General features: G+C 50.3%; 14 protein-coding genes. 10 read left to right on the top strand and 4 right to left on the bottom strand.

Going from position 1 to position 15,413, the window contains the following annotated elements; translation table 11 throughout:
- Positions 1-17: 17 nt before the first annotated feature.
- From FJQ58_RS04225 to FJQ58_RS04235, 3 genes are all read right to left on the bottom strand, one after another.
- On the bottom strand, positions 18-893 hold the full coding sequence (locus tag FJQ58_RS04225) for an AraC family transcriptional regulator (protein ID WP_139991187.1): 876 nt from the start codon (positions 891-893) through the stop codon (positions 18-20).
- A gap of 169 nt (positions 894-1,062) precedes the next feature.
- Positions 1,063-1,431, bottom strand: a complete 369-nt coding sequence (locus tag FJQ58_RS04230) for a hypothetical protein (RefSeq protein WP_139991188.1) — start codon at positions 1,429-1,431, stop codon at positions 1,063-1,065.
- A 244-nt stretch (positions 1,432-1,675) separates the two neighbouring features.
- Complete coding sequence (locus FJQ58_RS04235; RefSeq protein WP_139991189.1) at positions 1,676-1,912, bottom strand: DUF6953 family protein; 237 nt, start codon at positions 1,910-1,912, stop codon at positions 1,676-1,678.
- A gap of 221 nt (positions 1,913-2,133) precedes the next feature.
- Between FJQ58_RS04235 and FJQ58_RS04240 the strand changes: the two genes are divergently transcribed.
- The 4 genes from FJQ58_RS04240 (at position 2,134) to FJQ58_RS04255 (ending at position 4,870) form a co-directional block, all read left to right on the top strand.
- Positions 2,134-2,586 (top strand): MarR family winged helix-turn-helix transcriptional regulator, encoded by a 453-nt coding sequence (locus tag FJQ58_RS04240; protein ID WP_139991190.1) that lies wholly within the window; start codon positions 2,134-2,136, stop codon positions 2,584-2,586.
- A 42-nt stretch (positions 2,587-2,628) separates the two neighbouring features.
- The gene (locus FJQ58_RS04245) at positions 2,629-3,606 is read left to right on the top strand and encodes an aldo/keto reductase (RefSeq protein ID WP_139991191.1); all 978 of its coding nucleotides are present in this window, start codon (positions 2,629-2,631) and stop codon (positions 3,604-3,606) included.
- Between the two features lie 82 nt (positions 3,607-3,688).
- Positions 3,689-4,183, top strand: coding sequence for a hypothetical protein (locus FJQ58_RS04250; RefSeq protein WP_139991192.1), 495 nt, complete (start codon positions 3,689-3,691; stop codon positions 4,181-4,183).
- 192 nt (positions 4,184-4,375) lie between these two features.
- Positions 4,376-4,870, top strand: coding sequence for a glutathione peroxidase (locus tag FJQ58_RS04255; protein WP_139991193.1), 495 nt, complete (start codon positions 4,376-4,378; stop codon positions 4,868-4,870).
- Between the two features lie 150 nt (positions 4,871-5,020).
- On the opposite strand, the gene hisS is transcribed toward FJQ58_RS04255, so the two are convergent.
- On the bottom strand, positions 5,021-6,313 hold the full coding sequence (hisS, locus tag FJQ58_RS04260; RefSeq protein ID WP_139991225.1) for a histidine--tRNA ligase: 1,293 nt from the start codon (positions 6,311-6,313) through the stop codon (positions 5,021-5,023).
- A 506-nt stretch (positions 6,314-6,819) separates the two neighbouring features.
- Here hisS and FJQ58_RS04265 point away from each other — a divergent pair.
- The 6 genes from FJQ58_RS04265 to FJQ58_RS04290 all read left to right on the top strand — a co-directional run bounded on the left by FJQ58_RS04265 (position 6,820) and on the right by FJQ58_RS04290 (position 15,369).
- Entirely contained in the window at positions 6,820-8,649 is a 1,830-nt protein-coding gene (locus tag FJQ58_RS04265) for an AbfB domain-containing protein (protein ID WP_420799812.1), read from the top strand.
- 199 nt (positions 8,650-8,848) lie between these two features.
- Positions 8,849-10,618 (top strand): sensor histidine kinase, encoded by a 1,770-nt coding sequence (locus tag FJQ58_RS04270; RefSeq protein WP_139991195.1) that lies wholly within the window; start codon positions 8,849-8,851, stop codon positions 10,616-10,618.
- A complete protein-coding gene (locus FJQ58_RS04275; RefSeq protein ID WP_139991196.1) occupies positions 10,593-11,624 on the top strand; it encodes a response regulator transcription factor in 1,032 nt (343 codons plus the stop codon). Before FJQ58_RS04270 ends, FJQ58_RS04275 begins: the two co-directional genes overlap by 26 nt.
- A 246-nt stretch (positions 11,625-11,870) precedes the next feature.
- Entirely contained in the window at positions 11,871-13,535 is a 1,665-nt protein-coding gene (locus FJQ58_RS04280) for an extracellular solute-binding protein (RefSeq protein ID WP_139991197.1), read from the top strand.
- A gap of 36 nt (positions 13,536-13,571) precedes the next feature.
- Positions 13,572-14,468 (top strand): ABC transporter permease, encoded by an 897-nt coding sequence (locus FJQ58_RS04285; protein ID WP_139991198.1) that lies wholly within the window; start codon positions 13,572-13,574, stop codon positions 14,466-14,468.
- 16 nt (positions 14,469-14,484) lie between these two features.
- Positions 14,485-15,369, top strand: coding sequence for a carbohydrate ABC transporter permease (locus FJQ58_RS04290; RefSeq protein WP_139991199.1), 885 nt, complete (start codon positions 14,485-14,487; stop codon positions 15,367-15,369).
- Positions 15,370-15,413 lie beyond the last annotated feature (44 nt).

The raw sequence follows: 15,413 nt of genomic DNA on the forward strand, positions 1-15,413 counted from the left end.
CCGGATAGACTTCGCGCTTATGCTTTCTTCCTCACTGGTATCCATATTTCACTTTTGAAAGTTGCCGATCCGACATCCTTGCTCTCATTCCAAAGCATCTCGGGGCCTTCCATTTGTTCATAGTGCGAGGAAGGGAACCATTCCGAATAAATACGGCCCCATATATTTTGCAATGTTTCAGGGAATGGCCCGATGGCTTCAAAGACCGCCCACGTACCGCCAGGCACTTCCAGCGAGGTTAGGTTTTCCGGACATGGCTTGGATGTTGCAGCGCCTATATAATGATCCAGCTCCCCTTTCTCTTCCATTCTGCCCTCAGAGAAATTAGTCGATGCGCTAATAAGTCCCACCGGATCAACATCCGAAATCCCCTTCAGCTGAGCAATCATTTCTGCATTCAGGCTGCTCCACATGGCTGCAATATGCGGGTTAACCCCCTCAAAAATAATCGGAACTCGCTTGTGCAAGCCAACGACACGGAAGGCCTCCTTATCTACAATCCGATAGTTCATCTCGCTTCCTCCTTTGATCGATAATTGAAAGGTCATGCGCGGATAAGCTTTGACCGCATGACGGCCGCCCCTAACTTCAGAAGGGGTAATGCCATGCAAGCTTTGAAAAGCTCTTGCGAAAGAATCCGGCGAGCTATATCCGTATTGAATAGCGACATCAATGACCTTTACGGTACTGTCATTCAGGTCAAACGCTGCAAGCGTCAGGCGCCTGCGCCGGATATATTCGGACAATGGAATGCCTGCAAGGAACGAAAACATCCGGTTAAAATGGTACGGGGAGCATAAAGAGCGCCTCGCCACTTCCTTGGGATCGATTTCATTCGTCAGATTGTCCTCTATATAACTCATCGCTTCATTCATATTTTTGAGCATATCCACTTCGATGACCTCCTTCATTTACAGATTAACAGGAACCAAAGCGAGCGACCCGACAAATCCGGCACCTATTATGCGGGGTCTAATCATACAAAAAAGGATAACACCAGCACGCGCTGGCATCATCCTTTTTCTCATTGCTATTCTTACTATACGATCAGCTCCGCTAATCTTAAGCAGATTGGCCTAGCCGATTAACCGGAAATGAATATATATTCGATTTGTCTCCCGCTTGAGCGGCAGCAACCTCGCTTGCTTTTCGTGTGTTGGTCAGCTCCATAAACCAGGCCTCATCCCAAGTATCCAGTGCCAAGTTGATTGAGTTTTGAAAAAGCTGGCCATCATCTACAGCAATGTCGGATACGTTTTTGAGCCAGGATGAGCGAACAGCAACGATTTTGCCAATCACTTCCTCGTTATCCGACTTCACAACATTCACAGTTACAAAGCCCTGTAAAATATCGATTGTTTCGACAAATCCGTGAATAAGCTCGCCATCTTTTGTTTTCCCTTGTACCCAGTCGCTTATGTTGAATTTCATCTTCCAACACCACCTATCCCTAATAGTTAGACTAGCCCCTTAACTTAACTGTAACTCTTTTCATTACACTTACTGTAAAAAAGTAGACGCTGCACATTCGATTTCTCAAGTGACGTCTTATGTTGAACTTCCATACTGTAAGTTTAATAGTTACAGTTATCTTTGTCAAGCCGTTATGCTAAAATGGACGATACACGCTGGTGCCCGTTTTTTTGCCTAAAATGCCATGCTTGCCGCTAAAGGGTTAACTCCAGCCCCAGAAAAACCCGTCTCTCTCCCAGGCTGCTTTCCCTTTATGCAGCTTGCGAAAAACTTTCTTTACTTCTTTATCGATGGAAGCATTGCCGTGTTCATTTATATAGATGAACGATTCGCCAAATTGGCTTTTAATATGCTCCACGGCAGCACTTTGATGTAAAATTCCTTTTTCTTTTAATTCATTCAACATCCATTCTGCGACTTCATTCGCGGTATGCGACATCCTTCTCACTCCTTCATGAATAAACGCTGTAACTATAGCATAGATTACGGTCTCTCTTCAATGAGAAGGCGCCTTGCGCCCGCATTGACAGCTTAGTGCCGCTTCCACTATATTGTATTTATAACAATTTAATTTTACTAAATTTAGATACAGGGTACAATACCTAGCAAGCGAGTATTCTAATCGTTCAACAAATTCACCTTCCTATGGAGGACCACAACATGGACAGCAATGAGATTTTAAAATTAGACAACCAGATCTGCTTCGCCTTTTATGCTTGTTCTCGGGAGATTACGAAGCTGTACCGCCCGATGCTGGAAAAGATTGATTTGACCTATACGCAGTATGTAACGATGCTGGCGTTATGGGAGCAGGACCATGTGACGGTCACTGCGCTTGGCCATAAGCTTTTTCTCGATTCCGGCACCCTGACTCCGTTGCTCAAGAAGCTGGAAGCCGCCGGCCACATTACGCGAACGCGTGACCGGAATGACGAGCGCAGCGTTCTTGTTGAGCTGACGGAGCAAGGAAAGGCATTGAAGGAGCAAGCGCTTGGGTTTCCCGAGCAATTAGCCTGTATGCTTGATGCCAAACCAGAAGAAGGCGCTGAGCTGCTGGGACAAATGCATCAATTCCTGCAACGGATCCAACAGAACGCAGCCAAAGAATCGTAAGAGAACTCCAACCATCCATCATCTGATCAGGAGGTACCAACCGTGACTCCAAGCTTTCTTCGTCCCTTTGGCCCTACGAGCCTGCAGCTATCCCCACTGGGCCTTGGCTGCTGGCAATTCAGCAACGGCACTGGGCTTGTCGGCAAGTTCTGGCCCGTTCTTCAAAGCGATATGATTAATGAGATTGTCCGCACGAGCTATGAAGGCGGCATCAATTGGTTCGATACGGCCGAGATCTATGGCAATGGCCAATCCGAGCAACTGCTCGCGCGCGCGCTCCGCGAAGCGCTTCCTGCTGACAGCAACACGTATATAGCCACTAAGTGGTGGCCGCTGATGCGAACTGCAAGCAGTATAGGCAAAACCATTGAGGAGCGTATTCGTTTGCTCGAAGGACGTACCATCCATCTGCACCAGGTCCATCAGCCTTTCTCCTTATCCTCGGTAAGCAGCGAAATGAAGGAGATGGCCAAGCTTGCAGCCGCGGGTAAAATTCAACATATTGGCGTAAGCAATTTTTCGGCCAAACAAATGCGTGAAGCTGACCGCGTATTAAGAGAGCATGGCTTGCGGCTGGCCTCCAATCAGGTCAAATACAGCCTGCTGGATCGCCGCATTGAGCAAAACGGAATACTGGACACTGCCAAAGAACTCGGCATTGCAATTATTGCGTATTCTCCCCTCGAGCAGGGCATATTAAGCGGAAAGTTCCATCATAACCCTGAGCTTGTCAAAGCGATCAGCGGACCCCGAAAATTCAGTACGCCTTTCCGTGCCGAGGGACTTCGGCGCTCGCGGCCGCTCATTGATACGTTGGAGCTGGTTGCCGCCAGACATCAGGCAACAGCTACGCAGACGGCACTGAACTGGCTAATTCATGCACATGGGGAAACGGTATTTGCCATACCCGGCGCGTCCAAGATCCATCACGCCGAGCAAAACGTGAAGGCCATGCGCTTTCAGTTAACTGCGGATGAAATCGAGGAAATAAGCAAGGTGTCATTGTTTGCTTGCCGATAGAAGCCTTCGATTCAAACCTCGCAAACTAGGGTATATGAGAATGTAACCTCATATTTGCTTAATAGCGAGAGGAGGGCTCACCATGAAGGTGACCATCGGTATTTTTGAAAAAGAAGAAGGCGTATTGGAAGCAATTCAAGCTTTTCAATCTACAACTACAGGCAACCACAACTTGCGAATTTTTGTTAAAAATAATGAAGCTGCCCCTATCCTTGCAGCACAGTCTGACGTACCCGTTGAAGAGGTATATGAGATTCGAGATGCGCAAGGGCAGCGCGGCGAACGAATCGTACCAGCGATCGGTGCAGCGCCAATTGCCACAGGAGGCTATGTTGCCGGAGGACTTGGCGTCGGAGCAAGTCCCGGCGTCGTTATTGGATCGACGGATCCAGATGTGGATGAGCGTGCCCGTACTCAGGATGTGCTGCATGATATTGGCATACCAGGCAGGCTTGTCGAAGTATGCGGCGATGCCATTGAGCAGGGAAAGATTCTTCTCTTAACCGAAACGGAGACCGAAGCCGAAGCAGACGTCTTGCTGCGACGTGCCGGAGCATCCAATATCATCCTTGAATAAACGGTACTATTCGTACAAAACTAAACGATAATCACCAACTTCTGCCACAGCGGCAGTCGTAACCGATAGAAGAGAGAGGGTGTTCCTTTGGAAGGAGGACAGCCTCTCTCTTCTTTTCGTTTGACATTTCTTTTTATATTGCGTAAAATTAAATTATACAAAATATAAAATGAATTCGTGGAGGTTTTTCTTATGTCCATATACGATATTGAAGTAAAGACGATTAAAGGCGAATCCCAAACGCTTGCTCCATACAAAGGAAAGGTCATGCTGATCGTGAACACGGCTACCAAATGCGGCCTTGCTCCGCAGTTCAAGGGACTGCAGAAGCTCCACGACAGCTATAGCCAGCAGGGTTTTGCCGTTCTCGGCTTCCCTTCCTCCCAATTTGCCAATCAGGAGCTAAGCGATAACAGTAAAGTAGCAGAAGCCTGCGAGATCAACTTCGGCGTTTCCTTCCCTCTGTACGCGAAGATCGATGTTAACGGCAGCACCGCACATCCTTTGTTCCAGCGCTTGACGAATGAAGCACGCGGTTTCCTTGGCACCAAATCCATCAAATGGAACTTCACGAAATTTCTCGTCGACCAGAATGGCAAAGTGGTGAAGCGCTTCAGTCCGAAGGATACACCCGAGCAAATCGAAAGCCACATTCAGAAATTGGTGAAAGCTCCTACGCACGTTTGATTCATAAAAAGGGAAACCCTGCAGCAATCATTTGCTGCAGGGTTTCCCTTTTGTCTGTTAAATGACAATCAATATATGTCCAGATTCCCAGTCTGCTGCCATGCTCTCGATTTAGCATCAATTAAACACTCGGACTGTCTCTGAAAAATATCATCCGACATATTTGTCCGCAATCCGGTAGAGCAGCTCATCCATGCTCATGTCCCGCTCCACCCACTCCTCCATATCCTTAAGGCGCACCATGCCAGCCTTCCATTCGGTCTCGCCAACCAGCACCGCATAACGGATGCCGCTGTTGGCAAGGGAGGCCAAAATATTTTTCAGCTTGCGCCCGCTCGTATCCAGTCTTACCCGAAGGCCTGCGGCACGCAGCTCTGCTGCCGTTTGCAGCAGCTCTACGGCACTCACGCCAACCGGAATCAGCACAACCGGAGCTGGAACGGCCTCGTAAGCTCGTTCTTCAAGGAGCGCCATGATCGACTCTATACCGAAAGAGAGCCCCACTGCGCTATATTCCGATTCCGTATCATCCTTGCCGACAAGCTTGCCAATAATGGCATCATACCGCCCGCCGCCACCTAAGCTGGAGGCATATCCGCCCGTTGCATCAAAGATTTCGTATACGGTGCCCGTGTAGAAAGAAAGGCCTCGAGAGAGAAATAGATCGAAGACGCATGTCTTCTCTAGACCAAGCTCCCTCAAAATATTTCGTACCGCGAGCACTTCGAGCGCTCCCTCACTGCCTTGAAGCCCGTATTTTAAAACAATAGCCTCCAAGCTTACATCCTCGAGCTCAAGCAATCCCATAACGCCACGCGTGGCGTTATCGCTGAACCCTTTTTCCAGCAGTTCCTCCTTCACGCCGATAACCCCGATTTTGGCAAGCTTATCCAAGGTCAGCATAACCGATGACGTATCCTCAGCCTGAACACTGACCGCCTCCAGCACTTCCGCCAAAAAACGCCGATTGTTCCATTTCAGCACCACGGCAATATCTAGCGCACCGAATACATCTACCGCCAGCTGCATCAGCTCGACTTCAGCCTCTGGTCCCCTTACACCTACCATATCGACATCGCATTGCAAAAACTCCCGCAGCCGTCCCCGCTTAACCGGCCCATCGCGAAATACTTTGCCCATCTCATAACGCTTGAACGGCAGCTCGATGCCCGGGTTTAAGGCGATCACCTTCGCGAAGGGGATCGTTAGGTCATAGCGCAAGCCTAATCGTCGCTTCCGTTGATCGGTCAGCTGGTACATTTCCTTCACAATTTCATCGCCGCCTGCATATTTGGAGGTGAGGAAGTCAAGCTCCGTCAGCTCGGTCGTGACCATCTCGTCAAAATCATATAGCTCAAATTTATTACGAAGGATGTTCTGGATTTGTCTTCTTCTCGCTTGTTCCCTGCCAAAATAATCATAAGTCCCCTTCACATTTTGCATCACGATCATCCTCTCCCGTTAAATTGGAATAAAAAAAACGCGCAGGACCTCTTGGTCCTGCGCGCATCGTATGCTGCAGGGAGGCCAACGCGAGAAGCGCTAGCCCGCCCTGAGAAAAGTTCAGGGGTGCTAACGCTTAATGAAATGATGAAGCTGATTCAATTGGAATGTGTACATGATACCCAATCCCTTCGACTGAATTAATGTGATTATAGCGAATCACCGCTTGTTTAGCAACCCCACTCCAAGAAGAGAATTGTTCACTCTCACAAGATCATTTTTTTTCACATAAGTTTGTTATGTTCACTTGTAAGCGTTTACAATATTCGTTACATTCTGGATGAGATCCAGATTCGCAAGCTGCCCAGACTTTTTTTCCTCAGGACAAGATAACGGCAAATGCTTTTATCTTATTGATGAAGGATCATCCATCGTTTACGGGAGGGAATTAAAGTATGCGTATTACCCGAAAAAGATTGTCCACGTTCATCACCATGTGCTTACTTATGGTTTTAGTGTATGCAGGAGCAAAGCTTGAACACGCGGAAGCAGCGAATGTTAGCATTACGAATGGCACCGAGTGGCTGGATACGGCAGGCAACCCCATTGACGCCCATAGCGGCAATATTTTAAAGGTGGGGTCCACCTACTACATGTATGGCGAGAAAGCCGTAAACTGGACGTTTGACAGGGTTAACGTATACACCTCCACCGATTTGAAAAATTGGACGCTCGGCAACAGCATTTTAACAAAAAGCTCTGCTCCCGAGCTGAACTCCAGCAAGATTGAACGGCCAAAGGTCATCTATAATGCCGCCACGAACAAGTACGTGCTATGGATGCATTACGAGAACGGCACCGATTATTCCCTGGGCCGCGTCTCTGTTGCCACAAGCAGCACGCCAGACGGAAATTTCACTTACCAAGGCAGCTTCCGTCCGCTCAATTATGAATCTCGCGACATGACGGTTTTCGTCGACACGAACGGCACCGGCTACTTAGTGACTGCATCGAAGAAAAACGGCGGTACGAACGACACCATGGCGATCTTCCAGCTGAATGCCAGCTACACCGACGTCTCCTCCTTTGTCGGCTGGGTATTCGAGAATGGATACCGCGAGGCTCCTGCCGTCGTAAAGAAAAACAATACCTATTACTTGTTTACCTCACAGGCCTCCGGCTGGTATCCAAACCAAGGCGGCTATGCTACGGCAAGCTCCATGACAGGCACATGGTCCTCCTTGTCCCCCTTTGGTGATCCTGCAGCCTATGGGTCGCAGATCCATAGCATCGCAACGATTACTGGCAGCAGCACGACCTCCTATATTTATATGGGCGATCGCTGGAATCCGCTCAACCTAAGCGACCATCATTACATCTGGCTGCCCCTTACGTTAAATGATTCGACTGCTACCGCTTCGCTGAATTGGTACAGCTCCTGGAGCATCGATGCCGCTACCGGGACCGTCAGCCTGCCTTCGCTTGTGAACCATGCGCAAGGAAAAACAGCGACCGCGAGCTCTACGGGCTCATCCTCCTCTGCAAGCAATGCGAATGACGGCAATGCCCAGACCAGTTGGGCCGCTTCCAGCAGCTCCTGGCCCGCTTGGTGGCAGGTTGACTTCGGCACTCCGAAAACGATTACAGAAGTGGACATCTCTTGGTTCATGTACAAGGGCTCCGAGGCTTACTACAAATATAAAATCGAAGTAAGCAACGATGGGATCAACTATGCAGCCATCGATCGAACCAGCAATACGAGCTATGGCTTTACGACGGATACAGTCCGCTTTACGGCTCGTTATGTGCGCATTAACCTGGTGAATGCCGTACTCTTCAACAACCCAAGCAATTGGTATACGCCGACGGTGCATGAAGTGCGGTTGCTCGGGCCTGCAACTGCCGACGCGACTGGCTATAGCCGGCTTGAATCGCATAATTACTCTACCCGTTATGTTCGCCATTATAATTATACGGCCCGTATCGACGAGAACGTCTCGCCCGCCTTGGACTCTCAATTCCGCATCGTACCAGGACTTGCCGGCTCATCTGCCGTCTCGTTCGAATCGATGAACCTGCCCGGCTACTACTTGGCACGCAACGCCAGCAACCAAATCGTACTGCAGCAATATAGCGGAACGAGTGCGTTTAAAAATGATGCCACCTTCAATCAGGTTGCAGGCTGGGCCGATAGTACAAAAGCATCCTACGAATCCTACAGCCAGCCCGGCTATTTCATCCGGCATTATAACTACGTGCTGCAGCTCGCTGCCGTCAATTCAGCCAGCGCAACAACCCTAAAGAGTGATGCAACGTTCAAGCGCTTTAACTACTAGCAATTAATATAATTCCGCAGGGGAGATGGGCCTATGCCTATCTTCCCTTTTTTTGGGGGTATGCGCCTTCCTTTTCCCCCTCCAAAATCCCACTTGTACCGAATCGATAACGCTTATGTTAAGATAGTGCTGTTCTCGCTCTCGCTGTGCAAAGGTGGGCAGGCGGAACGATTATCGCCGCATAGGAGGCTTCTAGCGTATGGAATCTGTCCATCGCTTTTCATTAATTAGCTCGCTCAAAGGCAGGCTCGCTGTCATCTTGGCGATCGCCACGATTATTCCTATTTTATTGACTGGCTATATCTCGTATCGTTGGATATATATCGTTCAGACCGAAAAAATCGAAGCGGAGTGGCTCGACAAAGTTCAGCGTGAGCGCGACGAGCTTGACCGGAAACTTGACGAGCTTGGACGCGTGTCGCAGCTTATGGATATCGAGGGCGGCATAGGCCGGGACGTCGTGAACTTCATCACGAGCAGCAATTCTTTTGAGCGCGCGATTTTATACCGCAACATTAACCAATCTGTCGCCAATGTCAACTTTTCCAACCCTAATCTGGGCGTCATGTTTTATTATGCTCCCGAGCAGGCAGAGCCCCTGCTGTTCCCAAATGCCAACGTGAAGCTCCAGTTCCAACCCGAAGATTTGCATGCCTTCTTCAAGCAAAAGCTGTTTACCTATTACGGGCCGCATGAATCGCTGGACGTTGCCAATCAGGCCGAGCCCGTATTCTCCTTGCTCCGCAAGCTGAATTATGGACAAGGACGCTCCCTTTATGCTTACATCGAGACCAAAGTCGTTGGTCTCGATGCGATGTTTGCTAAGGCGAGTACGGCAGCAGCCAGCCATGCGGAATCACCGGTCTATCACGTTTTAACCACGCCTGCCAAGCAGATTGCCTATACGAATATGCCAACCGGCCCGGATAACCAGCACACTGCCTTCGAACCGCCTGATCACGCTTACAAAGTTTTTGAGGCAACCGGGCAGCAAGGCTGGACCTTATATCAACTCATTCCGAAGGATGATTATAACCGCGAATTAAACAAATGGCTTTCGCAGTTCATCTTGTTTGCTTCGCTTTCCTTCGGACTGGGCATCATTCTCGCCTGGCTAATCTGGCGGATGGTTTATCGCCCCATTCGGATCATCAACCGAGAGATTACCCGGTTCAGTTACAATCCATCTCTTACTCAGGTGCCCGCTACAGGGCTGACAGAGTTCAACCACATCATGAACAATTTCCATCAAATGAGCCGGCGCATATCCGAGCTGATTACCGACGTAGAGGACAAGGAGAAACGGCGTGGACAGCTGGAGGTAGAGAAGCTGCTTGTCCAAATTAATCCGCATTTCCTGCATAACACCCTGAATACCATCCAGTGGCTGGCCCGCATCGAAGGCCATACCAATATCGCCCGGCTGGTCTCGATTTTCACAAGGGTGCTGCATTATAATCTGGGCAAGAAAAACATTATCGTAACAGTACGCGAAGAGGTCGATGCCGTTCGAGATTATATCGATTTGCAAAATATAAGATACGATCATTCTTTTAACGTTAAGCTGAGCATTGGGCCGGAATGCTTAGACGTTCCGATTCCGCGCTTTATTCTTCAGCCATTAGTCGAAAACGCGCTGTACCACGGCTTCGATGACGATGACCGAGGGGAAATCGAGGTGGCGATTACGCGCGCTGACAGTTCCTTGTACCTTCGCGTAAAGGATAATGGCAAGGGCATCCCGGAGGACAAGCTCCTCGCGATGCTGGAGGAGGAGGACGATCAGCTCCGCAAGTCGGGGCTCGGAATCGGGCTGCGCTACGTCAAAAAAATGCTGGACGTTTATTATGGCACAGAAGCACAATTAACGATGGAAAGCGGGACAGGGATCGGTACAACGATCGCCATTCGTCTCCCGGATACCATAAAAGGAGTGGAAGCCCTTGATTCAGGCCCTCATCGTGGATGACGAAAGCTTGGTACGCAAAGGGATGCGGCTCATGTTCCCTTGGAGCAAGTTTGGCGTAGAAATTGCAGGAGAAGCCGCAACTGGCGAGCGGGCCATGGAGTTTTTGCGATCGCACCCCGTTCAGCTATTGATGACGGATATTACGATGCCCGGCATGTCTGGCTTGGAGCTGATGAAGAAAGCACAGGAGCATGATCCCGCGCTGAAAGTCGTTATCCTCACCTGTCATCAGGACTTTGAATTCATTCAAGAGGCGCTTCGCCTTGGGGCAATTGATTATATCGTCAAAACACAGCTGGAGGAATTAGATCTCGATGTGACCATGGAGCGGATACTGAAGGCCGTCCGGCAGGATACATCGAGCAACCATTCGGCCAAGGAGAAGCTTGCCCTCGCCCGCAAAGCGGCTGCCGAAGCAAGCTCAGATCTGCAGTGGGTCATGGAAGACGACAGGTTCAGCCTACTATCCCAGGCGATGAATGAGCTGGAGCAAGCCGGCGGCAGCGAAGCCCATTCCATTCTGTCCGTTACTGCGGAGCGCTGGAAACGCAGCTTTCCGATGTTTGACTGGGAGCGGTGCCCCTCCCTGCCTAGTAGCGGCGGCGCCGCCAGCTGGCTGCAAAGCATACGATCGGAACTCGCCGCATGGCTGAGAAGCTCCGCCTATTCGGAGGATGTCATCCGAGCGGTCGTCAAAGCCGTCGATCTGATTGCAGAGCACCCCGGCCAGCATCTGAAGCAAAGCGAAATCTGCCAGCTCGTTAATCTGAGCAAAAGCTATTTCAGCACCAGCTTCCGGGATATAATGCGGCTGACGTTCAGCCACTTCCTTCAGACCGCAAGCCTCCACGCCGCGAAGGAGCTTCTCCTGTCCACCAATCATCCGGTCTATCTTATCGCCGAAAAATGCGGTTTTATGGATCAGCGTTATTTCAGCAAGCTGTTCAAGGAACAAACCGGCATGCTGCCAAGCGAATTCAGGCAGCTGCATACGGAGCGTCCCTAAACCGAAGAGGCCCGAAAGCGGCTAGCGGCATCATCCGCTGCGCGCGTTCGGGCTTCTTACCGTCTACCGAAGCAGCAACCTGGAGAAAATATTCCTCATATGGTGCGAGGGAAATTTTCTGATGGCTCAGCAAAGCGGAAAATATTCTAACTACCTTCAAAATTGAACCACTCACAGCCTAGCGCAAGCGTTTGCTATACTTACGCTGCAAAGGATTACAGATAGCAGAAAGGGGATGTCTGCACGATGAAAGGAAAAAAGGGAATAGCGCTTTTACTGTCTTCATTTCTCGTTCTTTCGCTGGCTGCATGCAGCAGCGGCAACAGCAATAACGGAGGCACTACACCTGAAGAAAGCGCGGCTGGCAGCAACACGCCCAAGGACACCGCTTCGATAACGCCCTTGGGGAAATACGATCCTCCGATTGAAGTAACGGCCGTTCGGGGAATTACCGAGGGCACCAAGTACAGCGAAGGAGAATCCATTGACAACAACGTGTGGTCGAAGGCCTACGAGAGCGAGCTTGGTGTGAAGGTGAAGTATTTATGGACAACGCCGACCGCCCAATACGATCAGAAGCTTAACATCGCCATCGCTTCCGATGATCTGCCTGATATTACGCCGGTCAGCGCTTCCCAGCTGAAACGGCTGGTCGAGGATGACGCTCTTGAGGATCTCACCTCTCTCTACGAGAAGTACGGCTCGGAGCTGACCAAAGGCATTATGTCGCAAGACGGAGGCAATGCCATTAAATCCGCTACCTTCGACGGCAAGCTGTACGGTCTGCCGAATATGACCTCCGGGCTTGGACAAACCCATGTCCTCTGGGTACGTACGGACTGGCTTCAGAAGCTCGGGCTGCCTGAGCCCAAAACGATGGACGACGTGATCAAAACCGCCGAAGCTTTCGTTAAGCAGGACCCGGACGGCAACAATAAAGCCGACACATACGGCCTTGGCATTAATAAAGATATCTTCGGCTTCTACGCCGGCATGCAAGGCTTCTTTAACGGCTTTCATGCCTATCCAAACACATGGGTGAAGGATGCCTCAGGAAAACTGGGCTACGGCAGCGTACAGCCGGAAACCAAAGCAGCATTGCTGAAGCTGCAGGAGCTTTATAAACAAGGCCTGCTTGACAAGGAGTTCGGAACCAAGGACGCGACCAAGGTAAGCGAAGCTGCCAACGGCGGCAAGCTGGGTTTGTTCTATGGCTTCTTCTGGAATGCAGGCTGGCTGCAGGACGGAAAAAATGCGGACCCTGCGATGGAATGGAAACCGATCTCGATCGTCTCCATCGACGACCAGCCTGCCAAAGCACAAGTGCCTTTTGCCATCAACACGTATTATGTGGTCAAAAAAGGAGCGAAAAACCCGGAAGCGGCCGTTAAGGTGCTGAACTTCGACTTCGAGAAGCTTTGGGGCGAAACAGCCCAGCCGGATGTTTATAGCGTCAACAACAATACCGCCATTTTCGAATACGCGCTCCTCTATGGCGAAGCGCCGCGCAAAAATCTCGACGCCTATCTCAACGTAGTCAAGGCATTGGAAGCGAAGGATTCTTCCAGCTTAAATACAGAGGAGAAAGGTTATTATGACAATATTTTGGCCTTCCGTGCTGGAGACCATAAGCTGTGGGGCAATGAACAGATGTACGGGCCAGCCGGCTCCTTATCGGTCATTGACGGCTACTCCAAAAACGCGCAGCTTGTCGATGACGCTTACTTCGGCGCCCCTACGCAAGGGATGACCGATAACAATGCTACGCTTCAAAAGCTGCAGTTAGAGGTATTCACCCGCATTATCATGGGCGGTTCGATCGACGAATTCGATCAATTCGTAACTCAGTGGAATGATCTTGGCGGCAATACGATTACCGGAGAAGTGAACGCTTGGCAGGCTTCCCAATAAGGGATGCCTCTCCGGCAAGAAAGAGGCGAATAACCAATGAAACGTAAGACCATCCGTGAGCTGCCCTTTCATCTGATGATTCTGCCGGGCTTTCTCCTGGTATTCATTTACAGCTACGTGCCGATGGCTGGCATCATCATGGCGTTCGAGAGACTGGTTCCGTCCAAGGGGATGTTTCGGTCCCCCTGGGTCGGATGGAAGAACTTTGAGTATATGCTGCATCTGCCCGGGACGCTTAGCGTCCTCGGCAACACCTTCTTCATCGCAGGCATGAAGATGGCCGCCGGCATTGTCGTCCCCGTCCTGTTCGCGCTGCTGCTGAATGAAGCGCGCAATCGGCTGTTCAAGCGCAGCATCCAGACGATCATTTATTTTCCGCATTTTTTGTCCTGGATCATATTAAGCGGCATTCTTATCGATATTCTCTCACCGTCTACGGGTCTTGTGAATGGATTGCTCGGCTCGTTAGGCATTCCGTCTATTTATTTTCTCGGCGATCCCGACTGGTTCCCGTTCACGCTCGTATTGACGGACACCTGGAAAGAGTTTGGCTACGGAACCATCGTTTATCTTGCTGCTTTGACCAGCATCAATCCGGCTTTATACGAGGCGGCTTCCATGGACGGAGCAGGCAGAATGAGGCAGACGCTGAACGTCACGCTGCCCGCCTTGCTGCCCATGATCGTCCTGATGTCGGTGCTAAGCCTAGGCAATGTACTCAACGCTGGCTTCGAGCAGGTGTTTAACCTGTATAGCCCCCAAGTGTACAAGACCGGTGACATTATCGATACGCTAGTATTCCGCATCGGGCTTGAAAATGCCAATTATGGCGTCGCTACTGCCGTCGGGTTGTTTAAATCAGTTGTTTCCTTCGTCATGATCGGCGTTTCCTATATGCTTGCTTACCGGCTGACAAACTATCGGATTTTTTAGGAAAAGTGGGTTGACCATGAATAAACACGCTTCGATAAGCAGACGGACGTTTCTCGCGTTCAACTATTTGTTCTTAGCCGCCGTAGCCATTGCCTGCCTCTTCCCCTTGCTGAATGTGCTGGCGATATCGTTCAGCTCCAGCGCTGCCGTAAGCGCGGGGAAAGTAAGCCTTTGGCCCGTCGACTTCAATCTTAAATCTTATTCCTTCGTGCTGAGCAAGCCTGAGTTCGGGCGGGCGTTCCTGATTTCCTTGGGACGGGTGGCCGTTGGCGTTCCGCTTAATATGCTGCTGACCATCTTGATTGCCTACCCGTTGTCCAAACGAAGCCATGAATTCCGCTTCCGCAACGCTTACGCCTGGTATTTCGTCGTGACGATGCTATTCAGCGGAGGCCTGATTCCTTGGTACATGACCATCAAGATGACCGGCATTATCGACACGTTCTGGGCCATGATTTTGCCTGGCGCCGTACCGATCTTCAACGTTATTCTGCTGCTCAACTTCTTCAAATCGCTGCCTGATGAAATTGATCAGGCCGCCCAGATCGACGGGGCTAGCCGGTGGCAAACGCTGTGGCAGATCGCCGTGCCCCTTTCCGCTCCGGCAGTCGCTACGCTGACATTGTTCTGCATTGTAACACACTGGAATTCGTGGTTCGACGGATTAATTCTAATGAATAGGCCGGACAACTACCCGCTGCAAAGCTATCTTCAAACCGTCATCGTCAATCGGGACTTGTCGCTTATGGCAGCCCAGGACATATTGAAGTGGGCAGAGGTATCCGATCGCACGTCCAAAGCAGCTCAAGTGTTTGTAGCCGTGCTCCCCGTGCTGTTCGTCTATCCATTCCTGCAAAAATATTTTGCGGAAGGCATCGTCATGGGCAGCGTTAAAGGCTAACTGCGAGACATCATTCATTTCATCATCTAACAGAGGAGTAGAGA

Origin of the sequence: Paenibacillus paridis (genome assembly GCF_006345825.1) — a bacterium.
GTDB classification, from domain to species: Bacteria; Bacillota; Bacilli; order Paenibacillales; family Paenibacillaceae; genus Pristimantibacillus; species Pristimantibacillus paridis.